21 protein-coding genes are annotated in these 26,010 nt (G+C 50.9%); 5 read left to right on the top strand and 16 right to left on the bottom strand.

Going from position 1 to position 26,010, the window contains the following annotated elements; translation table 11 throughout:
* The first annotated feature begins 262 nt into the window (after positions 1-262).
* Positions 263-1,582, top strand: a complete 1,320-nt coding sequence (locus ACHZA1_RS14585) for an aspartate kinase (RefSeq protein WP_320052596.1) — start codon at positions 263-265, stop codon at positions 1,580-1,582.
* Entirely contained in the window at positions 1,583-2,797 is a 1,215-nt protein-coding gene (gene lysA, locus ACHZA1_RS14580; protein ID WP_320052595.1) for a diaminopimelate decarboxylase, read from the top strand.
* 75 nt (positions 2,798-2,872) lie between these two features.
* On the opposite strand, the gene ACHZA1_RS14575 is transcribed toward lysA, so the two are convergent.
* The 16 genes from ACHZA1_RS14575 to ACHZA1_RS14500 form a co-directional block, all read right to left on the bottom strand.
* Positions 2,873-4,168: a SpoIID/LytB domain-containing protein gene (locus ACHZA1_RS14575; RefSeq protein WP_320052594.1), complete on the bottom strand. Its 1,296-nt coding sequence runs from the start codon at positions 4,166-4,168 to the stop codon at positions 2,873-2,875.
* Between the two features lie 5 nt (positions 4,169-4,173).
* Positions 4,174-5,295, bottom strand: coding sequence for a lipid-A-disaccharide synthase (gene lpxB / locus ACHZA1_RS14570; RefSeq protein ID WP_320052593.1), 1,122 nt, complete (start codon positions 5,293-5,295; stop codon positions 4,174-4,176).
* A gap of 2 nt (positions 5,296-5,297) precedes the next feature.
* Positions 5,298-5,606: a hypothetical protein gene (locus ACHZA1_RS14565; RefSeq protein WP_320052592.1), complete on the bottom strand. Its 309-nt coding sequence runs from the start codon at positions 5,604-5,606 to the stop codon at positions 5,298-5,300.
* 285 nt (positions 5,607-5,891) lie between these two features.
* Positions 5,892-6,245 carry a hypothetical protein gene (locus ACHZA1_RS14560; RefSeq protein ID WP_320052591.1) on the bottom strand — a complete coding sequence of 118 codons (354 nt, stop codon included), beginning with the start codon at positions 6,243-6,245 and terminating at the stop codon, positions 5,892-5,894.
* Positions 6,246-7,116: 871 nt separating this feature from the next.
* Positions 7,117-7,920 (bottom strand): 5'/3'-nucleotidase SurE, encoded by an 804-nt coding sequence (gene surE / locus ACHZA1_RS14555; protein WP_320052590.1) that lies wholly within the window; start codon positions 7,918-7,920, stop codon positions 7,117-7,119.
* Positions 7,921-8,277: 357 nt separating this feature from the next.
* Positions 8,278-10,125 (bottom strand): sulfatase-like hydrolase/transferase, encoded by a 1,848-nt coding sequence (locus tag ACHZA1_RS14550; RefSeq protein WP_320052589.1) that lies wholly within the window; start codon positions 10,123-10,125, stop codon positions 8,278-8,280.
* A 219-nt stretch (positions 10,126-10,344) separates the two neighbouring features.
* Complete coding sequence (locus ACHZA1_RS14545) at positions 10,345-11,517, bottom strand: MraY family glycosyltransferase (RefSeq protein ID WP_320052588.1); 1,173 nt, start codon at positions 11,515-11,517, stop codon at positions 10,345-10,347.
* A 162-nt stretch (positions 11,518-11,679) separates the two neighbouring features.
* Positions 11,680-12,204 (bottom strand): dTDP-4-dehydrorhamnose 3,5-epimerase, encoded by a 525-nt coding sequence (gene rfbC, locus ACHZA1_RS14540; RefSeq protein WP_320052587.1) that lies wholly within the window; start codon positions 12,202-12,204, stop codon positions 11,680-11,682.
* Between the two features lie 53 nt (positions 12,205-12,257).
* Positions 12,258-13,130, bottom strand: coding sequence for a glucose-1-phosphate thymidylyltransferase RfbA (gene rfbA / locus ACHZA1_RS14535; RefSeq protein WP_320052586.1), 873 nt, complete (start codon positions 13,128-13,130; stop codon positions 12,258-12,260).
* 182 nt (positions 13,131-13,312) lie between these two features.
* Positions 13,313-13,969: a fructose-6-phosphate aldolase gene (gene fsa, locus ACHZA1_RS14530; protein ID WP_320052585.1), complete on the bottom strand. Its 657-nt coding sequence runs from the start codon at positions 13,967-13,969 to the stop codon at positions 13,313-13,315.
* A 152-nt stretch (positions 13,970-14,121) separates the two neighbouring features.
* A complete protein-coding gene (locus ACHZA1_RS14525; RefSeq protein WP_320052584.1) occupies positions 14,122-14,940 on the bottom strand; it encodes a nitroreductase family protein in 819 nt (272 codons plus the stop codon).
* 579 nt (positions 14,941-15,519) lie between these two features.
* Entirely contained in the window at positions 15,520-16,344 is an 825-nt protein-coding gene (menB, locus tag ACHZA1_RS14520; protein WP_320052583.1) for a 1,4-dihydroxy-2-naphthoyl-CoA synthase, read from the bottom strand.
* Positions 16,345-16,355: 11 nt separating this feature from the next.
* Positions 16,356-18,020, bottom strand: coding sequence for a 2-succinyl-5-enolpyruvyl-6-hydroxy-3-cyclohexene-1-carboxylic-acid synthase (gene menD / locus ACHZA1_RS14515; protein ID WP_320052582.1), 1,665 nt, complete (start codon positions 18,018-18,020; stop codon positions 16,356-16,358).
* Entirely contained in the window at positions 18,021-19,115 is a 1,095-nt protein-coding gene (locus tag ACHZA1_RS14510; RefSeq protein WP_320052581.1) for an isochorismate synthase, read from the bottom strand.
* Positions 19,116-19,544 carry a hotdog fold thioesterase gene (locus tag ACHZA1_RS14505; RefSeq protein ID WP_320052580.1) on the bottom strand — a complete coding sequence of 143 codons (429 nt, stop codon included), beginning with the start codon at positions 19,542-19,544 and terminating at the stop codon, positions 19,116-19,118.
* Between the two features lie 288 nt (positions 19,545-19,832).
* Positions 19,833-21,119: a M64 family metallopeptidase gene (locus tag ACHZA1_RS14500; protein WP_320052579.1), complete on the bottom strand. Its 1,287-nt coding sequence runs from the start codon at positions 21,117-21,119 to the stop codon at positions 19,833-19,835.
* Positions 21,120-21,250: 131 nt separating this feature from the next.
* On the opposite strand from ACHZA1_RS14500, the gene ACHZA1_RS14495 reads away from it, so the two are divergent.
* The 3 genes from ACHZA1_RS14495 (at position 21,251) to ACHZA1_RS14485 (ending at position 25,959) form a co-directional block, all read left to right on the top strand.
* The gene (locus ACHZA1_RS14495; protein WP_320052578.1) at positions 21,251-22,555 is read left to right on the top strand and encodes a mechanosensitive ion channel domain-containing protein; all 1,305 of its coding nucleotides are present in this window, start codon (positions 21,251-21,253) and stop codon (positions 22,553-22,555) included.
* A gap of 72 nt (positions 22,556-22,627) precedes the next feature.
* The gene (locus ACHZA1_RS14490; protein WP_320052577.1) at positions 22,628-23,245 is read left to right on the top strand and encodes a hypothetical protein; all 618 of its coding nucleotides are present in this window, start codon (positions 22,628-22,630) and stop codon (positions 23,243-23,245) included.
* 776 nt (positions 23,246-24,021) lie between these two features.
* On the top strand, positions 24,022-25,959 hold the full coding sequence (locus ACHZA1_RS14485) for a sulfatase-like hydrolase/transferase (RefSeq protein ID WP_320052576.1): 1,938 nt from the start codon (positions 24,022-24,024) through the stop codon (positions 25,957-25,959).
* Positions 25,960-26,010: the final 51 nt, after the last annotated feature.

Here is a 26,010-nt window from a genome sequence, read left to right as displayed (position 1 = left end):
TAGATTTGCGAAAATCGAATTTCAAAAGAACGATGGTGAAGTACCCTTACAGCATAAAACGGATGGATCTCGCAGCTTTTGCGGGCATGCTCCTTATGCATTCCACTAAGGGTATAAAACACGCCGCAATGCTCTAAGGCTGTCTACGATTCTTGGGCCTTTCCTGGACAGCCAATGACCATACCCCGAGCAACTTTTACAAAGGCCAACTCTCCGTGTATTTATCAGATCCGTTAAAGTCAAACTTTTCATAGTTATTCCAATGATCGTTCAAAAATTTGGAGGCACATCTGTAGGAAGTCCGAGCAACATGCAGCATGTAACATCCCTTGTCAATGATGGGAACCGTAAGATTGTAGTGCTTTCGGCAATGTCGGGAACAACCAACGCGCTGGTAGAGATTAGCGAGGCGTTAAAAAAAGGCAAAATCGAATCCGCCAAGAAAAAGAACAAGGTTCTACTCGACAAATACGTAAAGGTTGCCGCAGTGCTGCTAAGCAAGGAGGAGTTCAAAGCAAAGGCAGCTGCCTACATCGCCCAAATATTTGAAGAGATTAACGCCGCCATAGAGCAGGGCTACAGCATCGACATTGAAGGAGAAATTCTTTCGAAGGGCGAGTTACTTTCCACCCATCTGGTGTACTTCTACCAGCTTCAGGAGGGCATAAATGCAGCGCTTATCCCTGCGCTCGAGTTCATGTACATCAACGAGGAGGGCGATCCGCAGATCGACGTTATCAAGGAACGGCTAAAGCCCTTTCTTGAACAGCATCGGGACAAAAATATTTTAATTACGCAGGGCTTTATCTGCCGCAACCACAAGGAAAAGGTCTCGAACCTAAAGCGCGGGGGAAGCGACTACAGCGCATCGCTCATTGGTGCGGCTGCCAATGCCGATTGCATCGAAATTTGGACCGATATCGACGGCATGCACAACAACGACCCCCGATATGTGGAAAATACCACCCCCATCCGGCAGCTTTCGTTCGACGAAGCCGCCGAGCTGGCCTACTTCGGAGCAAAAATTCTTCACCCTTTCTGCATTTTTCCGGCGCAGGAGTTCAACATCCCCGTGCTGCTGAAGAATACGATGGATCCAGCCGCCGAAGGAACGTACATCAGCAAGACTATTATCTCGCGCGGGTTCAAGGCGGTTGCCGCAAAGGACAACATCACCGCCATCAAGATAAAAAGTAGCAGAATGCTGATGGCATACGGCTTCCTAAAGAAGGTTTTCGAGGTGTTCGACTGCTACCGCACGCCCATCGACATGATTACCACCTCGGAGGTGGCCGTTTCGCTCACCATAGACAACGACAGCGAGCTGGAAGGCATCATAAAGGAGCTGGAAACCTTCGCCTCGATTGAAGTTGAATCCGAACAAAGCATCATTTGTGTTGTTGGAACCCTGGTAGCCGACAAACACGGCATGGCTGCGCAGGTTACCGAGGCGCTATCGTCGATTCCGCTTCGAATGATCTCGTACGGGGGAAGCGACTACAACATTTCGGTGCTTATCCGCAGCGAATACAAGAGCGAGGCCCTACAGCTACTACACCAACATCTATTTCAGAATAGCTAAATGAAGAATTTTCCGCATAGCAGCCTCACCGAGACGCTAAAAACCATCGAAACGCCATTCTATCTCTACGATATGGGGCTGCTTAACCGCACCCTCGACAAGGCCAAGGAGGCTGCCGACAAGCGCGGCTACTTTATCCACTACGCGCTTAAGGCCAACAACAATAATCCGCTGCTAATTGCCATCCGTGAACACGGTTTTGGGGTGGATTGCGTGAGCGGCAACGAGGTAAGCAAGGCGTTGGAGATGGGTTTCAACCCCAGCACCATCGATTTTGCTGGAATTGGCAAGACCGACGAGGAGATTGAAACCGCACTTGCCGCCGACATCTTCAGCCTTAACGTAGAGTCGATTGAGGAACTGGAGGTGATTGATGAAATTGCCGAGCGAATGGGCAAAGTGGCCAACGTATCGCTCCGAATCAACCCCAACATCGATGCGCACACGCATAAGAACATCACCACAGGGCTAAGCGAGAATAAGTTTGGGCTCGACCTCACCTCGCTCCCCAAGCTGGTAGACCGCCTGCACATCTTTACGCATATAAACGTAAAGGGGCTGCACTTTCACCTCGGCTCGCAGATTCTAGACCTCAGCGTGTTCAAAAAGCTTGCGGTTAAGGCCTCGCAGCTGAACAACTACTTCGAAAAACAGGGCTTTAACTTCGAGCATATCAACATGGGCGGAGGGCTTGGCGTGTCGTACAAGAACCCGGGGAACGAGCCCATAGCCGATTTCGAGGCTTTCTTTAAGGTATTCGAAGAAAACCTGAGCCTACCCAAAGGCGTAAAGGTTCACTTCGAGCTTGGCAGGGCGCTGGTTGCGCAATGCGGAATACTGGTGACCAAGGTTGTCTTCGTAAAGAAGGGGCTTACCAAGAAATTCCTCATCCTCGATGGCGGAATGACCGAGCTGATCCGCCCTGCGCTCTATCAGGCGTTCCATCTTACCGAAAACATCAGCCGCAACGAGGTTCCTGAGACCTATGACGTGGTTGGGCCCATCTGCGAATCGACCGATTGCTTTGGCGAGAACCTTTCGCTCTCGACAAGCTACCGCGGCGACCTTGTAGCCATCTACACCACCGGCGCATACGGCCAGGTGATGAGTTCGAAGTACAACATGCGCGATAAAGCGAAGGCCTACTACGTTGCCAACGGGATTCTGTCCGACGAAAACGCCTACCTGGAGTCCATAAAGGCTGCAACAAAATAGCATTTGGAGGTAACGTAACGGAAAGTCCCCTGTAAGCGAGCTTGCAGGGGACTTTCTATTTATAGTAACATCCTATCAAGGAGAATTTGCGGAGGAATCGGCATCAGCTTGCACCTTGCATGAAGCAGGGGGTGCCAATGTGGCAACCATTCCGGCGCCATCGTCGCCCGTTGCCTTGTCGTCGCTTGTCTCTGGAACGGCATTCTGCCTATTTATGATCTTGCAGCCCTTATAGTAGTAGCTGATGATATGCTGGTACGACATATGCATCCGCGCCATGTTCGATGCGCCATCCTGGCAAAGCCCTACGCCGTGGCCGTAGCCCTTTCCCGAAAAGATTATGCTGTCGCCAACCTGCGTAAAGCTGAAAAAGGCGGAGCGCAACCCGAAATCCTTCCGCACCTTATAGAGCGGGAAGGCAACATTTCCAAGTTCGACTATCGATTTGCGCTTTTCCTGCCTAAAATCTTTGGAAAGCAGATCGGGAGGTGCGGCAACGCCGTTATCCGTAAGGTATTTGTCCCATTTGGAGAGGGGAACGCCCATGCGCCATCGGTAGCTGCGCGAGTTGGAGCAGTACGGGCAGGGGCACGAGCGCAGATAGCTCTTATACTTGGGCCATACATCCTCGGAGTTGACGGTTTGCCCGCCACAGTTGGCGTGGAACACCGCAGTTATGAGCTCGTTGTTGCGGTTTACGACGACTAGGTCGCGAGTTTGCTCGCATCCCTTTACAATATCGGGGTTGGAGGAGGAAATCCCCTTGTAGGCCTGGCAATGCACGTCGTCGCAAAGGTTAAAGCTCTCGGCTTTGTGCTTACTCATGTGCCCGAGGGCAAAGGTTCGGGCAATTACGGCCTGCACCTTGTACATTTCCAAGGGCTGCCTCCCTCCTATCTCGGCCTCTACGACCCCTGCGATGTACTGCTCGAAGTCTGTTTCGAGGATAGACACCACTCCGGCATCGTTGGCCGCAAATGTGATGCGCCCGGCGTACTTTCGGGGGCTCTTCGAGGAGGGATTGGCTGGGTTGAGGCTGAAAACGGCCGAATCGTTGGCCGCCTTGACAAGCACCTTGACGAAAGTGCCCAGCGCCCGATCGATGGTACGAATACGCACCTTCCCTTTTGCCGAAGTTATGTAGAGCAGCTCGTCCTTTTTGAGCTCGGCCAGCTGGATGCCTCCGCCAAAAACCCGAAAGACCTCCTGCTGTGGCTTCAGGATGAGGCTTTGGGGCCGCTGCTGGGCGTAAACCGAGATAAGAATCTTCGTTGACTTGCTTGGAGCGTACGGTTGGGCGAAGAGTTTGGAAAATCCACCTCCCAACAGCAGCAATCCGAACAGGATAAACGAGATTCCAACCTGCCTCACCAGCCCTACTCCGATAAAAGTTCGACCATTCGCCTAGCGGTGCGCTCCGACGAGCCCACTTCGCCGAGCAGCTGCATCAGCTCGGCATAGTCGCGGAGCACCTGCTCGCGCTTTGCGCCACCGGGGAGCAGCGCTTCGAGTTCTTCGGCCATCTTGTCCACCGTCATGTCGTACTGCAGCAGCTCGCGCACCACCTCGCGGTTCATGATGATGTTTACCAGCGACACCCACTTAATCTTTATGAACGCTCGGGCAATTGCTGCCGAGATATGGCTCGTCCGGTAGCACACAGCCTGCGGAACGCGGTGCAAAGCCGCCTCCAGCGTGGCCGTTCCCGACGTTACCAGCGCCGCAGTGGATACGCTGAAGAGCTCGTAGGTCTGGTTGTAGACCATTTTCACCGCACCGTCGCTCAAAAACGGCGCGTAGAACTCGCGCGAGAGCGATGGCGCTCCCGCAACCACAAACTGGTATTCGGGGAAGCGTGCCGCCACCTGCTTCATCAGCGGAAGGCATTTCTCCACCTCCTGCTTTCGGCTGCCGGCGAGCAGACCCACTATTTTTTTCTTCTCCAGCTGATTCGCAGCCACAAACTCGTCGAATGTAGGGAGCGTCTTTCGCTTCTGATCGAGCGCATCGACGAGCGGATTGCCCTCGTAGCACACCTTAATGCCGAAGCGGCGGAAGTAATCGGTCTCGAATGGAAAGATGGTGAAGAGCTGATCGACGTGCTGCTGCAATCGCTTGACGCGCCCCTCCTTCCAAGCCCAAACTTTGGGGGCTATATAGTAGAAAACCTTTATGCCCCGCTCCTTTGCCCACTTGGCGATGCGGAAGTTGAAGCCCGGATAGTCAATTAGGATGATAACATCGGGCATAAACGCGGCGATGTCGCTCTGGCAGTCGGAAAAGTTGCGCGATATGGCGCGCAGGTTCTTCACCACCTCCAGAAAGCCCATAAAGGCCATCTCGCGGTAGTGCTTTACCAGCGTTCCGCCAACGGCGGCCATCAAGTCGCCGCCAAAGAAGCGGAATTCGGCCTGCGGGTCGTGCTGCTTAAGCCCCTTCATCAGGTTAGAGCCGTGCAAGTCGCCCGAAGCCTCGCCTGCAACCAGGTAGTACTTCATCCTTAGTATATTTTTTGAAGCAGGTAAACAATCAGGACAACGGTAGCCATAATCATGGTTCCCCAAACCACCCCTTTGGCGCTACGATTGCGGTTGTAGTGCAGGTAAAGGTAGAAGATGATTAGGTTAGGGTAAACGCATAGGCTCAGAATCTTCGAAAACGTTCCAAGAATCAGCATGGTTTGGATGTAGGACCACAGCTTGATCGATCCCGACATGATTAAAAGGGCAACTACAAGAATAACTAGGGGGAAAGATGCAGCCGCAACAATCCCAGTCCTATTGGCGTCGCGTTTAAAAAACTCTACCATCGTTTGAAGTTCTTTTTATAAGTACTACAAAGCTAAGATTTAATTCGCTTTTTGCGAAGCGGATGTGAGGATTTGAGCATTTTGCCAGCGAAAAAAAGAGGGGTAAGCGATTGACGCCGACATTAGGACGAAGGGCAAACATTTTTTCTGCAAAACGGCTCTGATTAATCAGATTGCCTGCATATAAAGCTCCGTTAACGCCCCATGGAGGTATAAATAGCCACACATCAAAAGAAAAGGGAACCAGATATGTCGGGTTCCCTTCGATATTAGGGTAGTATAGCCTTACTTTTTTGGAGCAGATGACTTCTTCGATCTATTTTCGTCAACCTCGAAACCGTATTCGGTAAGCTTTTTGGGCTCATTGGGGAATATGCCGGTAAGAATGTCACGGCTGCTTCTAATAAACTGATCAACTTCTTTCATTAGATTATTTCTTTCCTCAATAAGCACCTCCACTTGACGGCGATACTCGTTGGCCTGTTTCGCTTTTACCTCCACAGTTTCAATTTTCGCCTTTAATGGATCCGAAATAATAGTTTTGATGGGCGATTTCTCGCCATCTTGAGTGGCTCTCCCCATAATGTCCTTGGCAAGTTTTGCCCGTTTGTCTAGATTGGTGGGAATTACAATCTTCATAACATTCTTGGTTTTTAATTACGACATTTTTTCTCCTTAAGTTGAAGTGTTGTTTTTTGAAAAACTTCAATAATCAAATTTAAAATGATTTTTAGCAAAAAGCAACACTACATATGCAAGATGTATAGCCGATTACACCTCTTTTAGGGTCATTTTTACAATAGCATATTTTGCAATTGCTAGTATTTACGGGGCTTTTTGTAGGATTTGAAAGCTAAATAAATAGGGTCACTTTTTTTCTGGTCTTAGAAAATAAATTTTTAATAAAAAGGCTTAACCCTTTTTATCCGAATAATGTTTACTGGAATAACAGAAGGTTCATTGCCTAATAATAGCCTTCCTTTTGCAGATGAATAGCGCTTTAATGGCGCAAATAGAGTGGAAACATCTGTTGAAATACGGAAAATTCGAATTCCCAAAGCATCTCGTCTGGCTAGAATACGGTAAATCTAAATTCAAAAAACTGCTTTCTCTATTCAAATACTGCGTTTTTGAATGTAAAAACTGAGTATTTGAATCAAAAAAGAGAGTATTCCGATTGAAAAAGGGAGTATCTCGATCCCCAAAGAGACTTTTTGAATTGAAAAAATGAGTATTTGAATTCAAAAAGCCGCTATTTGAATCAAAATAATGAGTTTTTCAATGTAAACACCCTCTTTTTCAATCGAAAAAAGGAGTATTTCATTGCAAAGAGCCCCTTTTTGAATCGAAAAAATGAGTTTTTTGATTGAAAAACTCGCTTTTTGAATCGAAATACTGGCTTTTTCGATTCAAAGAGCCCCTCTTTCGGTTAAAACAAGGAGCTTTTCGCCCCCAGATAGCAAAAAAGGAGAGCCTGGTAGTGCTCTCCTTTTCGCGTTATGCTGTTTGACTACAGTTTTTTAGCCATCTCTTCGTCGAATACCCACTCCTGCTTCATCTGGTCGAGGAATGCGCGGTTCGTCCAGTCGACATACACCGGAACAACGGCCACATAGCCGTTGGCCAGCGCCCATTCGTCGGTATCAGTTGCCGATGGCTCGTCGTTATGGAAGTATCCGGTAAGCCAGTAGTACTCTTTCCCCTGCGGATCGGTGCGCTTCTCGTACTCTTCGCTCCAGTTGCCGTGCGTTACGCGGCAATGAGCATATCCCTTGATCTTTTCGGAGGGAATGTTGGGGATATTTACGTTGAGCAGGGTAAAATGGGGCAATCCCTTCTCCAAAACCTTCTTGATGATTGGGGGAAACCAGCGCTTGGCGGCGGTAAAATCGGCATTGGCCGAGTGATCGAGCAGCGAGAAGCCCACTGAAGGAATGCCGTAGAGCGTTCCCTCTACCGCTGCGCCAATGGTTCCCGAGTAGATGACGGCCACCGAGGCATTGGAGCCATGGTTGATCCCCGATATCACCAAATCGGGCTTGCGGTGGAGCACTTCGTACATCGCTAGCTTGATGCAGTCGGCAGGGGTGCCGCTTACCGCATACCACGATACGTCGTCCTCCTCCTTTACGTGGCGAAGGCGCACGGGAATGGCTGATGTGATGGCGTGCGACATGCCCGACTGACCCTGCTCGGGGGCTACCACTACTACGCGGCCAAATTGCTTGGCTATCTCGGCCAATGCTGCAATACCGCGGGCGTTTATGCCATCGTCATTCGATATTAGGATAAGCGGACGTTGTATTTCTGTCATATCTACTTCTTTCTTTAAATGTTAGGGCATCCATCAGGATGCATTCTTGCGCAGCGACTCAGCGCAGAGGTACAAAGATACGGAAGACCCCGAGATAAGCGAACGAATTTCGCCAACCTTTACCTGATAAAGGAATCTGAGAGCTAAGCAACCGAAGGTTATCCTCTGTGCTCCATCTAGCTGCTAGCGATTTCATATCATCTAAGTGCCAAGTACGTAAGCTCAAGGCTGCGGCTCTGCTCCTATGCGTTAATGGTAGGGCAAATAGTAGCACATATGCACCTAAAGCACCTCAAAAAACGCGGAGCGGCAATACCATTGCTACCATAACCCTCCCAAACAGGAGCCTCTCCGCTTCTATAGGGTTACAAAGTGGTGGTTATACACCTCGAAGAGGGCTTTTCCCCTCTTTCTCACCTCTGCGGTAGGGTTAATCTCCTGCGGATAGGTGTTTCCGACGTTATCGTAAACCACCACCGAGCTGCCCTCGGCGTATCCGAAGCCGTTATTGAAGGTAAACATGCTCCAGTCCTTAAAGTTCTTGTCCAATAGGTTGCGCGAGAACATGTAGGGTTTGGTATTCATCTTCAGCTGCGCGAGAAGCGTTGCCGCAAGGTCGTGCTGCACTCCATGCCTGTCAACTTTCACGCCCTTTACCTTCAGCGCGCCTCCCAGCCAGAGCATGGGGATTCGGTTGCGCTTCTCATCGTACATCTTTAGGCTGCTGGGGCAGCTGCGGCCGTGGTCGGCCACCAGCACGATGAGCGTATTGTTCCACCAGCTGCACTTTTTGGCTTTACGGATGAAGTCGCCTAGGCATTTATCGGTGTAATGGGCCGCATTCATAAACTTCGAGTCCTCGTCGTCGCCCTTTATCACCGTCTTCATGGGCACATCGAAGGGCTCATGGCTGCTCGAGGTAAAGAAGGTGTAGAAGAACGGCTTCCGCTCGGCCTTCAGGTCGTCGAAAAGGCGGTTGAAGACAAACTCGTCCTGCGCCCCCCACTTCGACTGCAGCTGATCGGCCGCAAAGTCGTCCTGCGTAACGTAGCGGTCGTACCCCGCCGATATCAGGTAGGTGCGCATGTTGGCAAAGCCGATGTCGCCGCCGTAGTAGTAGGCGGTGCTGTACCCCTTAGCCTTAAAATCCTTTGCCAGCACCGGCAGCTTCAGCACCTTGGCGTTATGCTTGATGATGGAGGTGGTGGTTTGCGCCGGATAGCCGCTCAAAACCGACACCAGCCCCTTCTCCGACCGCTGCCCATCGTTGTAGATGTGGGTAAACAGCACGCCTTCGCGCATCAGGCTGTCCAGGTTGGGGGTCACCCCCTTCTCCTCGCCCAGCGTTTCGGTGATGTTGCTCGCAAAGCTCTCCATCATCAGCACAATTACGTTGGGTTTTGGGGTGTTCAGGATGTATTCCGTCTCCCCCGACTGCTTATACATGTCGGCAACGATCCGCTGCGCCTCCTTGATGTCCATAAAGTTGTACTCGCGGTCGGTATCCTCCATCTTGTTGAGCGAATAGAATACATTCCATGCCACATTGATGGTCGCCTGGTTGGTGTAGGCATTCTTGGAGAAGTATGCTTTTCCGGGATTCATTGGCGAGATGCCAAAACCTCCGCGTATCGGAATAATGTTCAAGGATATCAGCAGGATGCTCCACCATGGCAGGCGAGCCTCTACGGTTGTTCTAGTATTTACGAATCTTTTGTAGATGAACCACCAGGCTACCACGTACGAGCCAATGGCAATAGGAAACGAAACGAGCTGAACAATATTCAACGATGCGGCAGCCTCCTTCGGCGTCTTAAGGTAGAGCAGCGGGGTGGAGTCCATCCTAAAGCCCCAGTAGCCAAAAAGAACCGCATCGGAAATAACGACAATCGAAAGGATGATAAGAAAGGTCAGCGTAACCCCTGCCGCAAAGCGCTTGGCCAATTGAGGGGCAATCCAGCTGATGACGATGAAGAATAGCCCGCATAGCATCACCAGGTAGCCAATCATCGAAAGGTCCATGTGCAAGCCATGGATAAATATTCCGAAGTAGTCGGCAGCTGCAACTCCTGTGGTATCGCGGAAGTTAACTGCCATAAAAAGAAGGCGAGAAGTGAAAAAGAATGCCACCCAAAAGAGTAGGTAGCCAAGATATTCGCGGAACAGATACTTCAGCGCAGCCAGATGACCTCCCTTATAGCTCATTGTCGGATTTTAGGATAGTTGATTTACGTCAAAATGCCTTACAGGCCGTGCAAAACTATCAATTAAAAGCAACAGTCCAAGTAAAAAAAGCAGTAGTTAAGCCTTTTTACACCAGCTTAGGAGCCACATTCGAACAAAGCTGGCAAGCCAATATCCGAACAAAACAAGCGATACGGCAACAAGGAAAGTGTGCCCAACAAATTAAACGCGCATTAGGGGCTATATCCTGTTCTTCACCTTCTCAACGCTCATTGTATTAAACTCTTTAAGATGCTCGACTTCTTCACTATCATCAAACTTCGACTGAATACGGTGAAGAACAACCATCATAAACACGCCCAAAACAATATTGGCGAAGAACATCAGGGTAATATCAAGGTATTGGCTGAGGATGATATCAACAACAATAACCACCACCTCAACAAGAACGATAGACACCATTGTTTGCCGATGCGAGAAACCTAACGCCAAAAATTTGTGGTGAATGTGCGTCTTATCAGGATAAAATGGAGACTTTCCGGCTCTCATCCTTTCAACAAACACCCGCGCTGCATCAAAAAGCGGAATAAAAAGAATGGCAAAGATAAAGATTGGAGCGCCCCTAAATTCGAACACGGGCCCAGAGACAGATATCATGCAGAGCTTTGCGCTTAAAAACGCAATTAGGTATCCGATAAGAAGCGATCCCGTATCACCCATGAAGATCTTATTCTTACCCCCAAAAACATTGTAAATAAAGAAGGGGATAATAACGCCCAGCATGGCAAATGCAAGCATAGAGTAGACAAAAAGATGCTGCTCCAAGAACCAAACGCCCAGCGACGCAAGCGCTATACTGCTCAAGCCTGAGGCTAAACCATCAACACCATCAATCAGGTTTATCGCATTTATCACAAAGCAAACAAGAATGACCGTTAGGATATACCCAACCCAATTAGGGATTTCGTGCATTCCGAAAAAACCGTGCATGTTATCAACATAAACACCAGAAGCAATCATTAGAACAGCCACCAGTACCTGACTTAGCAGCTTATACCTAAAGCTAACAGAAATCAGGTCGTCAGCCAAACCAATAAAGAACAGTACGACCAAGCTGCAAAGCAAAAACAGCGTTTCAACTAAAACATTATGAGAAATATTATCGGCAACTTCAATCCCAACAAGGTAACGGATTCCCATTACGAAGGATACAGAGAAAAGAAGGGCGGGCAGAAACGAAACGCCTCCTAATCGAGGAACCTGTTTGGTGTGAACCTTTCGCTCGTTTATAAAATCAAAAAGCCCCTTTCGCCTTGAGATAATAACAATTCGAGGAACAATAATAAAACCAATTGCTGCTGAAATGGCAAATGTTAAACAAATAAGTAAGTTGATAACAACAGTTTTATCCATAGAATATCAAAAAAATTAAAAAAGCGGTTGAGAATAAAATCCCAGTTACTTAAAATAAAAACAGCAAAATCGATTCAAAAATAGGGAATCATATCAATCACCCAATAAAGAATCTACAACAAAAATGGAAAACACCCTAACAATTCTTATACCAATCAAGGATTATTTAGCTGTTTTGAGTTTCAAGTCCTTCTCTGAAATGATGAAATTGCCACTAACATATGGCCACTCAACCCCAAACGACTTATAGTGAAACCCTGCTTCGCTCTCCTTGCAGTAAACATTATCCACCCTATACTGGAAGATGCAAGTATCGCTCAATACGAGAAATCCATGTGCGAATCCTCGAGGGATGAATAGCTGTCGATGATTTTCGTCGCTAAGTTCGACACCAACATACTTCCCATAGGTTGGCGAACCTTCGCGAACATCAACCGCCACATCGTACACCTTACCAACAACTACTCTTACCAGCTTAGCTTGAGAAAATTCTCCAGTCTGAAGGTGCAAACCACGAAGCACTCCCCTACTCGACATCGACTCATTATCCTGAACCCAGTGAATCTTTCCAATATTCCTATTAAACTCGTCCTCCTTGAAGGATTCCATGAAGTATCCTCGATTATCGGCGAACGCTTTAGGTTCAACAATAAAAACTCCGGGGATTTCAGTCTCTATAAATTGCATTGCTTATAGTTGTAACTAATAAATTATTCCTGCAAGTAACCCTCTATGCGATTTTACTTCACTAAACGAAGAAGGTATTGCCCGTACTGATTTTTAGCCATTGGTTCGGCAAGCGTCTTCACCTGCTCGGCGCTGATATATCCTTTGTTGTAGGCAATTTCTTCGAGGCAGGCAACCTTTAATCCCTGGCGCTCCTCGATGGTTTCGATAAACTGGCTAGCTTCTAGCATGCTCTTGTGCGTACCAGTATCAAGCCAAGCAAAGCCACGCCCCATAAGTTCTACATTGAGCATACCTCTATTCAAGTATTCCTGGTTTACCGAAGTTATCTCGAGTTCTCCACGAGCCGAAGGTTTTACGTTTTTGGCAACCTGAATAACATCGTTAGTATAAAAGTACAATCCGACTACAGCGTAGCTGCTTTTTGGATCTTTAGGTTTTTCCTCTATGCTTAGCACCTTACCGTCTTTGTCGAACTCCACAACGCCATAACGTTCGGGATCGTTTACGTTATAACCAAACACAACGCTTCGGCGCTCCTTCTTCACAATCTCAACACTTCGATGAAGCATGCCCGAAAGTCCGTATCCGTAGAAAATGTTATCGCCAAGAACAAGGCAAACATCGTCGTTTCCGATAAACTCTTCGCCAAGAATAAATGCCTGCGCCAAACCATCTGGCGAAGGCTGCACCTTATACTGAAAGTTTACTCCGAATTGACTACCATCGCCAAGGAGTTCCTGGAAACGAGGCGTATCTTGGGGGGTAGATATAATAAGGATGTCGCGAATTCCGGCAAGCATTAGCACCGAAATGGGATAGTAAACCATCGGCTTATCGTAAATAGGAAGGAGTTGCTTCGATATCGTTTGGGTGATTGGGTAAAGGCGCGTTCCGCTTCCACCTGCGAGTACTATTCCTTTCATGTTTAGGCGTTTTTTTTATCGGTTAGTTCAACATGCACCTCAAGAGCTGCAAATGCGTGCAAAAGTACTCATATCTTTCGATATTGTCTTATGATAAATTACGTTTTCTACCCCAATCAAAAAAAAAAGCCTGATAGGATTGCTATCAGGCTCACAATATCGGACCTAGTGCTTAGCTAAAATTACTCTTGCACCTTCTTGTAGTCTAATAGGAACTGCGCCAAACCGCTATCGGTAAGCGGGTGCTTTAAAAGACCTAGGATTGCACTTAGCGGACAGGTTGCCACATCGGCTCCTACTTCTACGCAGTCGATGATGTGCTGGCTGCTACGAATGGATGCCGCAAGAACCTCGGTAGCGTACCCGTAAATGTTAAACATCTCAACGATCTTACCTACCAGTTCGACGCCATCCGAGCAGATATCGTCTAGGCGACCAACAAACGGAGAAACGTAGGTTGCTCCAGCCTTGGCGGCAAGAAGGGCTTGCCCTACCGAGAAGATAAGGGTGCAGTTGGTTCTAATCCCGTTCGAGGAAAAGTACTTTACTGCCTTAATGCCATCCTTGGTGCAGGGAACCTTAACCACGATGTTGGGATGAAGGTTAGCCAGCTCTTTGCCCTCGCGGATCATACCTTCGTAATCGGTAGCAATAACCTCTGCGCTAACAGGGCCATCAACGATGTTGCAAATTTGCACGTAGTGGCCCTTTACGTTCGCATCGCCCTTAATCCCTTCCTTAGCCATTAGCGATGGGTTGGTGGTTACGCCATCGAGCACCCCCAAATCGTTTGCCTCTTTTATCTGATCGAGATTTGCGGTATCAATAAAAAACTTCATTTCTTTTCTGTTTTGAGAGTTAAAAAAACACGTGAAACACGGCGTGCAAGATAGAAATTGTTTGAGCATCTCCGAAGGGAATAGGCGAATATTACGTTAACCGAATTTAAACACTCGCAACAGAATGCCTTCGGCAGAGGAGGTTCGGGGAGCTAAAGAAACCTCAAGTCGAGCGCATTTCTATCGGCTAAACGCTTAAAGTGGTACTTGGGGTAGCCCACCATCAGCGCGCCTACCACCATCTGCTCCTCCGACAGCCCAAGTAGGTCGTACACCTCCTTGTTATAGGCAGATGAGCACATCTCGAAGAAGCCAGCCCAGCAGGTACCCAACCCAAGCGTTGGGGCAAAGAGCTCGGCATAGGCAAGGCTAAACCGGGCATTGTCGCGTACAATAGGCATCTTGCGAGAACCTACGGCAACCACCAGGGCGGGCGCACCCCGAAAGATAACATCGGTACCCGTTTCGCGGCTGATGCTTATCAGGTTGCTGTACGAGCGCATCGAGGCGTTAACCTTCGACATCTCCGTGATCCAATCGAGCGTTAGCGCCGATAGCTTACCCAGAATTTCGCGCTTGTTGATTACCACGTACGATACGCTCTGGGTATTTCCACCCGATGGGGCGTAGTGGGCAACCTCCAGCAGGCGCGTTAGGTCGGCGGCGGCAACCTCCTTTTTCCGGTAGCTGCGAATAGATCGGCGCGAACGCAGGAACTGCTCAGCACGCTCGGAGTCGATGCCAAGAGTGGCGTCAATTGGCTTCTGGTTGGCAAGGGGGGTAAGGCTTAAGTCGAGCGCGCCAACTGGGCAAACCGCCACGCAATGCCCGCACCGGATGCAGATCTTGGCATTGGGCAGGGTTGGACCATCGGCGGTCATTACGATAATCCCCGAAGGGCATACATGCGAGCAGGCGCTGCACTTGGTGCAGCTGGAGGCTACGTTGAAGGTGTATTCCGATGCTGACATAGCTACTTATTTTACTATTATGGGAAGCAAAGATAGCTCAAATACTCATTGCGCTGCGGCGAGCACCCAAATTGTGATGGGCGAGAGAAAACGCGCTGCGGCGAGCACCAACCACCTGCTGGGGAACCTCGCCGCGCTGTGGTGAGTTCCAAATTGTGGTGGGCGAGAGAAAACGCGCTGTGGCGAGCACCAACCACCTGCTGGGGAGCCTCACCGCGCTGTGGTGAGCGCCAAATTGGGGTGGGCGGAAGAAAACGCGCTGCGGCGAGCACCAACCACCTGCTGGGGAACCTCGCCGCGCTGTGGTGAGTTCCAAATTGTGGTGGGCAAGAGAAAACGCGCTGCGGCGAGCACCAACCACCTGCTGGGGAACCTCGCCGCGCTGTGGTGAGTTCCAAATTGTGGTGGGCGAGAGAAAACGCGCTGCGGCGAGCACCAACCACCTGCTGGGGAACCTCACCGCGCTGTGGTCAGCTCCAAATTGGGGTGGGCGGTGGAAAACGCGCTGCGGCGAGCCGCATAAAACAAAACGCCCGAAGCAATCTTCGGGCGTTTAGCATATCAAAAAGGAATAATCTCCTATGGATACTTTGGGAACTTGTGGAAATCAGGCTTACGCTTTTCGAGGAATGCGTGCTTACCTTCCTGAGCCTCCTCGGTGAGGTAGTAAAGAAGGGTTGCATTACCGGCAAACTCCTGCAAGCCTACCTGTCCGTCCAAATCGGCGTTCATGCCCAGCTTAAGCATGCGAAGCGCCATTGGGCTGTGCTGCATCATGATTTGGCACCACTCTACCACCTCGTCCTCGAGCTTATCGAAAGGAACAACCTTGTTCACCAAGCCCATTTCCAGAGCCTCCTGGGCGCTGTACTGGCGGCAAAGCAACCATATCTCACGAGCCTTCTTCTGTCCTACGATGGACGCCAGGTACGACGAGCCCAATCCGGCATCGAAGCTCCCCACCTTAGGACCTGTTTGCCCGAAGATGGCATTCTCCGAGGCGATGCTTAGGTCGCACACAACGTGTAGCACGTGTCCACCACCAATAGCGTAGCCGTTTACCATGGCCACAACAGGCTTTGGCATCGAGCGGATTTGGCGCTGAACCTCTAGCACATTTAGGCGAGGTACCCCGTCCTTACCCACGTAGCCGCCAACACCCTTAACGTTTTGGTCGCCGCCCGAGCAGAACGCCTTATCGCCGGCGCCGGTAAGCACAATAACGTTGATCTGCTGATCTTCGCGGCAGATGTGTAGCGCATCGCTAATCTCGCTAACCGTGGTTGGGGTAAACGCGTTGTAGTAGCGTGGACGGTTGATGGTAATCTTAGCAATACCCTCGAAGTAATCGAAAAGAATCTCTTCGTACTCCTTAATGGTTGACCATTCTCTTTTCTCAGCCATAGTCGTAGCCTTTATTTAGTTTTTAAATATTCGAAATAGCCCTTATAAACCTCCGAGTTTAGCTCCGAAGGGGTAAATACCTCGAGCAGCATTGGCTTGTTGATGTTCTGATCCATTAGCGTAGCAAACGAATTCTCCAGCTCTTTTTCGTTGGATGCGGATAGGTACTCAACCCAAAACGCTCTTGCGATATTCTCAACCGACTGCCCATGGCGGTACTCGATGTGCTGCTCTAATGCCTCTGATCTTGATGGACCATCAATCAGCCTAAAGATGCCGCCACCGGCATTATTGATGACGATGATTCGAGCCTTGGGCGAAAGATACCGATTCCAAAGCCCGTTGGAGTCGTACAGGAACGAGAGTTCGCCCACAACCAGCAAAGACATCTTATCGTTTTTCGAGGCAAATCCAGCAAAGGTTGAAACAACGCCATCTATGCCGCTGGTGCCCCTGTTGCTGTACACATCAATATCATTTGATAGAGCGAATAGCTGCGCATAGCGCACCGGGGTGCTGTTTCCCAGATGAAGGCTAATCCCCGAGGGCATCCGCTCGAAGATGGTTTTGTAGACGAGCAAATCACAGTAAGGAATACTCTTTAAGTATTCCGCTCCTGCCGATTGAATACGCTCGCTACGATTAGTCCATATATCTTGATATTCCGTAGCGCCAACCTCAACTTTTGCTATTTCATTTACAAACGAAGGAGCATCGACATCAAGCAAATCGGTTAGCGACTGGTATGTATCAACCACATCGCAGCCAATACGCCAATGCTTTGAAGGCTGACACTTGCGAATAAGCTGCTTAAAGCGCTTCGACACGATGTGTCCGCCAATGGTTAACAGTATATCGGGCGCAAATTGAGCCTTTTCTGCTTCGGATAGCGACACCAGCACCTGCTCGAACTGCCGCACGCTAACTGCCGATGGCAAATTTGCTGTATGCTCGGCGATGATTACGGTATCACCACGCCTAGATAATTTCTCGATAGCACCTGCCATTTCTTCACTTGGAAGAAGCTGCCCAACAACCACCATTTTCTTGGTGAAGGTGCCCCATTCCTCGACGTATGCCGTGGGAACATCAGCCTTACCCTCCACCAGCCGAATTTTCCGAGCCAATGGGATAACCTCCTCGGTAAACTCGTATAGCGGCTCGGAGAGCGGGATGTTTACATGAACAGGACCTGCATCAATGCGGGTTAGAGCAACCAGCGCCTCGTTCACCAATCGGTTACACAACCAGAGATCTTCTGCGCTATGAATCTCGGGAAGCGTAACGCTACGCTTCACAAAGTTGGCAAGCACATTCTTTTGGTTGATGGTTTGCCCGTCAGCCTGCCCAACCCAGTGGGCGGGACGATCGGCAGAGATGACCATCAGCGGAAGCTTCTGGTAGTAGGCTTCGGCGGTTGCCGAGCTATAGTTGAGCAGCGCAGTGCCCGACGTGCAGCAAACTGCTACTGGCTTTTGGGTCTTAAGGATTAGTCCAAGGGCAAAGTAGGCAGCGCTTCGCTCGTCCACGATGGTGTAGCACGTAAGCTGTGGATGCTGGCTAAAGGTATGTATAAGCGGCGCATTGCGCGACCCTGGCGATAGAACCACATTGGTTACGCCATGCTCGAGCATGAGCGCCAAAAGCTGCTGAATACTTTTCTTGTTGGAGTACATTTAATCGTCTGCTTCTATTATTGATTGGAGGGTTCGAAGCTTATGGTTGGTTTCCATCCACTCCCTCTCGCCCACCGATTTGGCGGTGATACCACCACCTGCAAAAAGCGAGAACTGCTGCGCCTCCACCTTCATGCAGCGCAAATTTACGTATAATTCGGTTTCCTTGTTCGAGCGAACAACACCGGCAAAACCGGTATAGTACTCCCGATGGTGCTGCTCCGTTTCAGTAATGTACTGCTGCGCCTCCTCCTTGGGCAACCCACATACGGCAGGCGTTGGATGCAGCGTATCAACAAGAGTTCCGACGCCAACATTGCCATCCGCCGTAAACCTAAAGGTTGTTTTAAGGTGTACCACGTTACCAGCCTTTGCGGTTGCAGGGCCCTCTTTTTCCATTTCGACAACCCCGCAAGAGGTAAGACGATCTGAGATATAGTCGGTGACAATCTGCTGCTCCTCGCGGTCCTTTGCGCTCCATGTATACTCCGAAACACCTTCCGATACGGGCATTGTTCCGGCAAGCGCCATGGTTTGAAAGCATCCGGCATCTCCCTTAAGCAGAAGTTCCGGCGTAGCGCCAAGCCACAGACCCGATTTAGGCGCATTCACCAAGTAGGTGAAGGCTGAAAGGTATGCGTCTTTAGCGTTAAGGAAAACCTTACCGATGCTCTTTGCATGCCGATCGACAACCAGCTTACGCGACAGCACCAGCTTAGAAAAGCGACCTCCTTTCAGCTGCTCCATAAAGCGGCTAAAAGTGGCATTGTATATTTCGGATGTTGTAGAATGATCCGAACTATTCCCGTTCGAAACGACACCACCCGTTGGCTTCGAGATCTTATCAACAAAACCGCAGTAAATGCTCTTCGATTTAAACAGCAGCAGCGGTTTCTCGGAACTTAATATAAAAGGAGCAAATACAAAGCCGTCCTCTCCATCAAGATCGCTAAATGAACCCAACTCTATAGGAGCGCTATCTTCTACAATAAGCGTAGGCTCGGTGCTAAAAGGCAGGAAGTAGCAAGCAAAAGCAACTCCCCGAGCAATAAGTTCATCTAGTAAACGGGCATATTGAGTAGGTACAATAGACATCTATCTGCGTTCAATAATCATATTGGTAACACGTATTGATGAGATGAGGCGTTCGCCCTGAAACACATCAACGTTCCATAAATGGGTAGAGGCTCCCTGGTGAATTATGGTTCCAATCCCTTTCACCTCGCCATCGCGAGCACCCGAAATATGGCTGGTGCTTAGCTGCATGCCGCGAACATCACGGGTAGCATTATCAACTAAAAGGAAAGAGCCATGGCCGGCAATCGTCTCTGCAAGCGCTATGGTAGCCCCTCCGTGAAGTATCCCTACAGGCTGCATCGTTCTATGATCAACAGGCATCGTTGCCTCAACCCTACCCTTTTCGATTTTGGTGATTACTATGCCAAGATTCTCCATAAGAGTTCCCTTGAACGACTCGTTGATCTCTTCGAGCGAAGAATCAATGCTTATGCTCTTCATATCCATCTATTCGATTCCTTTTCGTTAACAAGGGAAATACGCCAACCGCCCTCACGTGATTGCAACTTGAAGGGCTTCCACCCTGTAAATTTAAGCGTGCCAAAAATAGCTCCTTGTTTTGAATAATTCTTTGTAAAAGATCAGATAATTGACAGAGGCAGCTTAGGGAAGCACGCCATTGGGTGGAAATAGCGAAGAAAAAGAGGGGTAAAACCAGCGGTAAGCCATCCGCTAAAACAAAGAGACGTGCCTGGTTGCACGTCTCTTTGTTAGTATCATAAATAATGGAAGGCTCTACTTGACGTAGAAGTCGATCATGCGCGAAATGGCCTGCTGGCAAACTGGGCAGAACCCATCCTTGGTGTTTACGCGCATCTGGCACTTGTCGATTGGGCGGTAAATGCCCTTAGCCATGTATCCGCCACCCTCGTAAACGCCCAGTTCGCGGGGCTTGTTGGGGTCGGCAATGGTTGGGATTGGCGTGCCCACTGGGAGCATAGACTTCCACTTGGCATCGAAGTTTACCAGCGTGGTGATGTTGGGCTCCCAAGGCTCCAACTTAAGGTTGTAGAAATCTTCGTAGGCGGTTTCGGAGTTAAAGTACTCGTCGGCTAAGCCGGCAAACGAGTGGCCGAACTCGTGGATCATCACCTCGCCCTTGAACTTGTTGTCCGACGATGCCATGGCGTAGTAGTTGTAGATTCCGCCGCCGCCGTAAACGTCGGTATTGGTTAAGATGAAGATGGCATCGGTAGGAACATCCCAAACGGCATCGCGCACCGCCTTGTAGTCGGATGTGGTGAGGTAGCGATCGGTTCCGAAGGTGTAGAAGGTGGAGGCAAGCGGCGTGCGGCTCCAGTAGCCCTTGCCGGGGTTGTCGGGACCTTCGGTTTCGGAGGGCGCCATTACGGCATAAACGTTGAAATCGCTCTTGCGCGACTTGTAGGGCTCGCGCTGGAACATGTAGTCGACCATTTCGCGAACGTCCTTTTCGAACTTCGCCATCTGCTTTTGGGTGTACCCTTCGGCTACGAATACCAGATCGACCCTCTTATCGGGGGTGCCGTTATCGAGGATCTTCTTCCGGGGGTAGCTGGGCTTTGCCTCGCGGCTGATGAACTTGCTGGTTGGGTCGATTGAGGTCTTCAGCAGCGAGGTCCAGCCGCCAGTGGTGCGGTTGCGCTCGAAGAACTCGACATCGACGATAGCCTTGGGGAAAGGCATGGTTACCACCTGCGGATAGGCGCGGGGCAGCACCTTTGCCTCGGCGGTAGTGCGCCACTCGAAGAAGAGGGTGCTAAACCCAACCTTGAAGATCTCCTTACCAGTAGCCTTGTCGTAGGCCTTAACCTGGTACTCGCCATACTCGAAGGGAGCCACCAAATTGGTGCGCGTACCCGCCCAGGTAGGCTCCTCGGAGTACTTGTCGATGTACACATGCTGCGCGGAGGCATCGCCTGCCAGCAGAAAATCAATCCGTAACGACTTATCCGTAAAGTAGCTACTATACGCATCCTGAGCCTTAACGGCTGGCGTTAAAAAGATGCAAAAGAACAAGAGTATGGCTTGGATTCTTTTCATTTTAATAATTTTGTAGAGAGTCTAAATGTAGGAAAAATATGAACCCGCAGACCCGCAGCGCCAAACATCTTTAAATTATTGCGGCTTGCATTGCGGGGAGCATACCACCATTGAAAAACAACTTAATCCGTATGAATTCGCTAGAAAAGCAGGCCCAAATTGCCACGCACCAGGGTGAGCATATCATCCATCGCCTTCAAGACCTCCTTTCGGGATGGGGGGTGCCCGAAAGCATCATCATCCATACCCGCGTGGCCATAAGCATCATCATCATTTTGCTGGTGGCCTACCTGGCCAAGAAGTTAACCGACTTTATCGTCCTTAGGGTTATCCACCAAGTAGCAGCAAAAACCAAATCGCTTTGGGACGACTTCCTGGTGGAACGCCACGTGTTTCGCCGGCTCAGCAACCTGATCCCTGCGCTAATTGCTTACCACCTGACCGAGGTGGCCCTTGCCGACTTCAGCCACACCTACTACGAGGTGATCCAGATGCTGATCCGGGGCTACTCCGTGTTTGTGGTTGCCTGGACGCTGGATGCCTTCCTGAGCGCGGCCAACGATATCTACAATACCACCGAAATGGCCAAGGATAGATCCATTAAGGGGTACATTCAAATCGGGAAGATCATTGTCTACTTCTTTGCAACCATCGTCATTGTGGGCATCCTGGCCGATAAGGACCCCGCCCGCATCCTCCTAGGCCTCGGCACCTTTGCCGCCGTGCTGATGTTGGTGTTCAAGGATACCATCCTGGGGCTGGTGGCCTCCGTGCAGCTCTCGGCCAACGACCTGGTGAAGATCGGCGACTGGATTGAGATGCCCAACCGCAACATCGACGGCAAGGTGATGGACATCAGCCTGACCTCGGTGAAGGTGCAGAACTGGGACTTCACCATCAACTCCATCCCCACCTACTCGCTGGTAACCGAGTCGTTCCAGAACTGGCGCGGTATGGAGCTGGCACAGGGGCGCAGGCTGAAGAACAGCATCTACATCGACGTGAACTCGGTGCGCCTCTGCTCCGACGAACTGCTCGACCGCCTGGCGAAGTTCCCCGTGCTGAGCGGCTACCTCCAGGAGGTGAAGGCCAACCTCCAGCACGAAACCGCGGCCGCCAACGGCGAGCACGGCATCGCCATTGGGGTACGCCCCTCGAACCTCAACCTGTTTAGGAACTACGTGGAGCTGTCGCTGCGCAGCAACCCCGACATCCACCAGGAGCTGAGCCTGCTGGTGCGCTACCTGCCCGCCATCGACAAGGGGGTGCCGGTGGAGTACATCTGCTTCTCGCGCAAGAAGGACTCCAACGAGTTCGAGAACGTGAAGGCAGGGCTGCTGGAGCACTTCTGGTCGGTGCTGCCCGAGTTCAACCTCACGCCGTTCCAGAACCCAACGGGGGCCGACTTTAGGCGGATGGCAGAGGTGCAGCAGTAGCCCTCCGGCGAAACCCATACGCCGCACTGGCGGCACACCACCGATCACCACACCATTAAATCATACGCTAAAATGACTAAGAACATCAACATGAAAATGCGCCTCGCCCTGCTGCTCGCCCTGCTATCATCGGGGGTAGCCGTTGGGCAAACGCTCCCCGTAGGCGATAAAGGAAAGGTGGCCTACACCACAACGCTCCAGGTGCCGCTGAGCAAGAAGGAGCTGGCCGCGAACGCCATGCAGTGGGTAGCCAAGGTAGCGGGCAACCCGGGCCGATGCGTCCAGCAGCACGACACCGCCACCGGCAAGATGCAGCTTGCGTCTGCCGAAAAGGCGTGCTCGATTAACGGAACCAGCGCTAGGGTTACCTTCTCGGCAGCCATAGCCTACGCCGAGGGGCAGTGCAGCCTAACGATCTACGACATCAAGTCGCGCACCTTTGGGAACTGCTTCCCCGTAAGCTACACCCTCGACGTATCGAAGAACCAAGCGCTAAAGGAGGCCCGTGCGAAGCTGAAGGCCGCCAAATCGGCCAAGGAGAAGAAGGAGTACCAGCAGCAGCTGGCCACCCTCACCCGCGAAATAAACGACTTCAACGCGCTATTCAACCGCTACCTCGATCGGTTTAAGGAGATAATGGCGAAAAAGAGCAACGCCCCAACCCCTGCCGCCCCCCAACCGGTGAGCTGAGCATCGGTTTTAGGCGCTAGATATTAGGTAAACACCTGTCGGCTTGGGCTGGCAGGTGTTTTTTGCATCGGTCAGCCTGCAATTTGCAGGGTACACCCTCCTTTTTGCAGCCTGAACCCTGCAATTTGCAGCCTATACTCTGCAATTTGCAGCCTGAACCCTGCTTTTTGCAGCCTCTACCCTGCTTTTTGCAGCCTCTACCCTGCTTTTTGCAGCCTACACCCTGCTTTTTGCAGCCTGAACCCTGCTTTTTGCAGCCTATACCCTGCAATTTGCAGCCTGCACCCTCCTTTTTGCAGCCTACACCCTGCAATTTGCAGCCTACACCCTGCATTTTGCAGCCTATACCCTCCTTTTTGCAGCCTGAACCCTGCTTTTTGCAGCCTGCACCCTGCTTTTTGCAGCCTGAACCCTGCTTTTTGCAGCCTCGACCCTGCAATTTGCAGCCTGAACCCTGCTTTTTGCAGCCTACTACCCTGCTTTTTGCAGCCTATCACCCTGCTTTTTGCAGCCTATCACCCTGCTTTTTGCAGCCTGCACCCTGGAATTTCGCCTTTAGGGCAAGCTCACCGCCGCATCCCCCTAAATTTCCCAAAGGGGACGTTGCGGCAGCTCAACCACCATGGGCAAGGGCGCCCTGCTCCCTATTCTCTACTCCCTGCACCCTATTCCCCACCCATTAGATTTGACTTAGGAAGCTCTACGGAGCTTTGTTTAGCACTTCGTTCCAACGAATTAATTATAAATTTGCCCCCCTGTAACGATATTCAAAATTGATGAAGAAGAATTGGTTCAATAAGAGCTACCTGGAGAACGAGTACGTGGTGCTCCTCTACCAGTTTGGCGTGCTGCTAACCCTGTACACCGTGTGCCGGCTGCTGTTCTACTGGTTTAACCTGGCGCTGTTCCCCAACGTGAGCTTCGCCGACCTGATGACCATCCTGCGCGGCGGCGTTAAGTTCGATATTGCGGGGCTGCTCTACCTCAACGCGGCCTACATGCTGCTGTACGTTATCCCCCACCCCTGGAAGTACCGCAGCGGCTACCAGAAGTTCCTGCGCTGGTGGTTCATCATCGTCAACTCGCTGGGGCTGGCCCTCAACGCCCTCGACTTTAAGTACTACCCCTTTATACTGAAGCGCACCACCGCCAGCGTGTACGAGATCCTCAAGCACGAGGACAACATGGTGACGCTCTCGTTCCGCTTTATGGTGGACTACTGGTACGTGTACCTGATCTTTGCCGCCCTGGTAGCGGCGCTGGTGTACCTCACCCGCAGGCCCAAGCCGCAGCCCACGCCCATCGGCAAGTGGTACTACGCCTACCCCTTTGCCCTGGCGATGCTGCTCATGTTTAGCGCCTTTACCGTTGCCGGCATCCGCGGCGACTTTAAGCATAGCACCCGCCCCATCACCATCAGCAACGCGGGCGAGTACGTAAAGTCGGCCGAGCAGGTGTACCTGGTGGTGAACACCCCCTTCTGCTTCATCCGCACCTTCGGCAACAAGTCGTTTACCAAGATGAACTTCTTTACTTCGGATAAGGAACTCGCCGAGGGCTTTAATCCGGTGATGAAGTACGACCTGCCCGCCCCTGCCCAGAAGAAGAACGTGGTGGTGATCATCCTCGAAAGCTTCGCCCGCGAGCACTTCGGCGCCTTCAATAAGACTTTAGATGGCGGAAAGTACAAGGGCTTCACCCCCTTCCTCGACTCGCTGGCCCAGCAGAGCCTGGTATTCCCCAACGCCTACGCCAACGGGCGCAAGTCGATTGATGCCATGCCCTCGGTGCTGGCCTCGCTGCCCGCGCTGGTGCAGCCCTACGTGATATCGGAGTACTCCACCAACCGCGTAAACACCCTCGCCAGCCTGCTCGACGGCGAAGGCTACGAGACCTCGTTCTTCCACGGAGCACCCAACGGCTCGATGGGCTTTTTGGCCTTCAGCAAGCTGGCAGGGTTCCAAAAGTACTACGGCAAGACGGAGTTCAACAACGATGCCGAGTTCGACGGCATGTGGGCCATCTGGGACGAGCCCTTCCTGAAGTACTGGGGCGCCCAAATGGGGCAGATGAAGAAGCCCTTCTTCACGGCGCTCTTCTCGGCCTCGTCGCACCACCCCTTTAAGGTTCCCGCCAAGTACGAGGGCGCATTCCCCAAGGGGCAAATCCCGCTGCACCAGTGCGTGGGCTACACCGACCACTCACTTCGCCTATTCTTCAACAGCATCAAAAATCAGCCCTGGTTTAAGAATACGGTATTCGTGATTACCGCCGACCACAGCGTATCGCCGGTGCACGCCGAGTACAAGACCAACGTTAACGCCTTTGCCATCCCGCTGATCTTCTACACCCCCGATGGCTCGCTAAAGGGCGTCGACAACCGCCTTGCCCAGCAGGTAGACATCATGCCAACGCTGATGAGCTACCTCGGCTACAGCAAGCCCTTCGTATCGTTCGGCACCAACCTGTTGGAGAAGAAGAACGACACCTTCGTGCTCAACTACATCGGCGACGCCTACCAGTTTATGATGGATGATATGGTGATCTACTTCGATGGGAAGAAAATAACGCAGGTGTTCGACTACAAGAAGGACCCCGCGCTCAAGAACAACCTCCTGGGTAAGGTCAATATCACCAAGTACGAAACCAAGATGAAGGCCGTACTGCAGCAGTACAACAACCGAATGATTGCAAACGACCTGGTGGCAAAGTAGGCCTCCAGCGCATCCAGCACACTACCATACGAAGAAAGGGCCAACTCTCAT

The organism is uncultured Acetobacteroides sp. (genome assembly GCF_963667355.2).
GTDB lineage: Bacteria > Bacteroidota > Bacteroidia > Bacteroidales > ZOR0009 > Acetobacteroides.
Note: the sequence above shows the minus strand (reverse complement) of the source record. Positions and strands in the feature narration are given on the sequence as shown.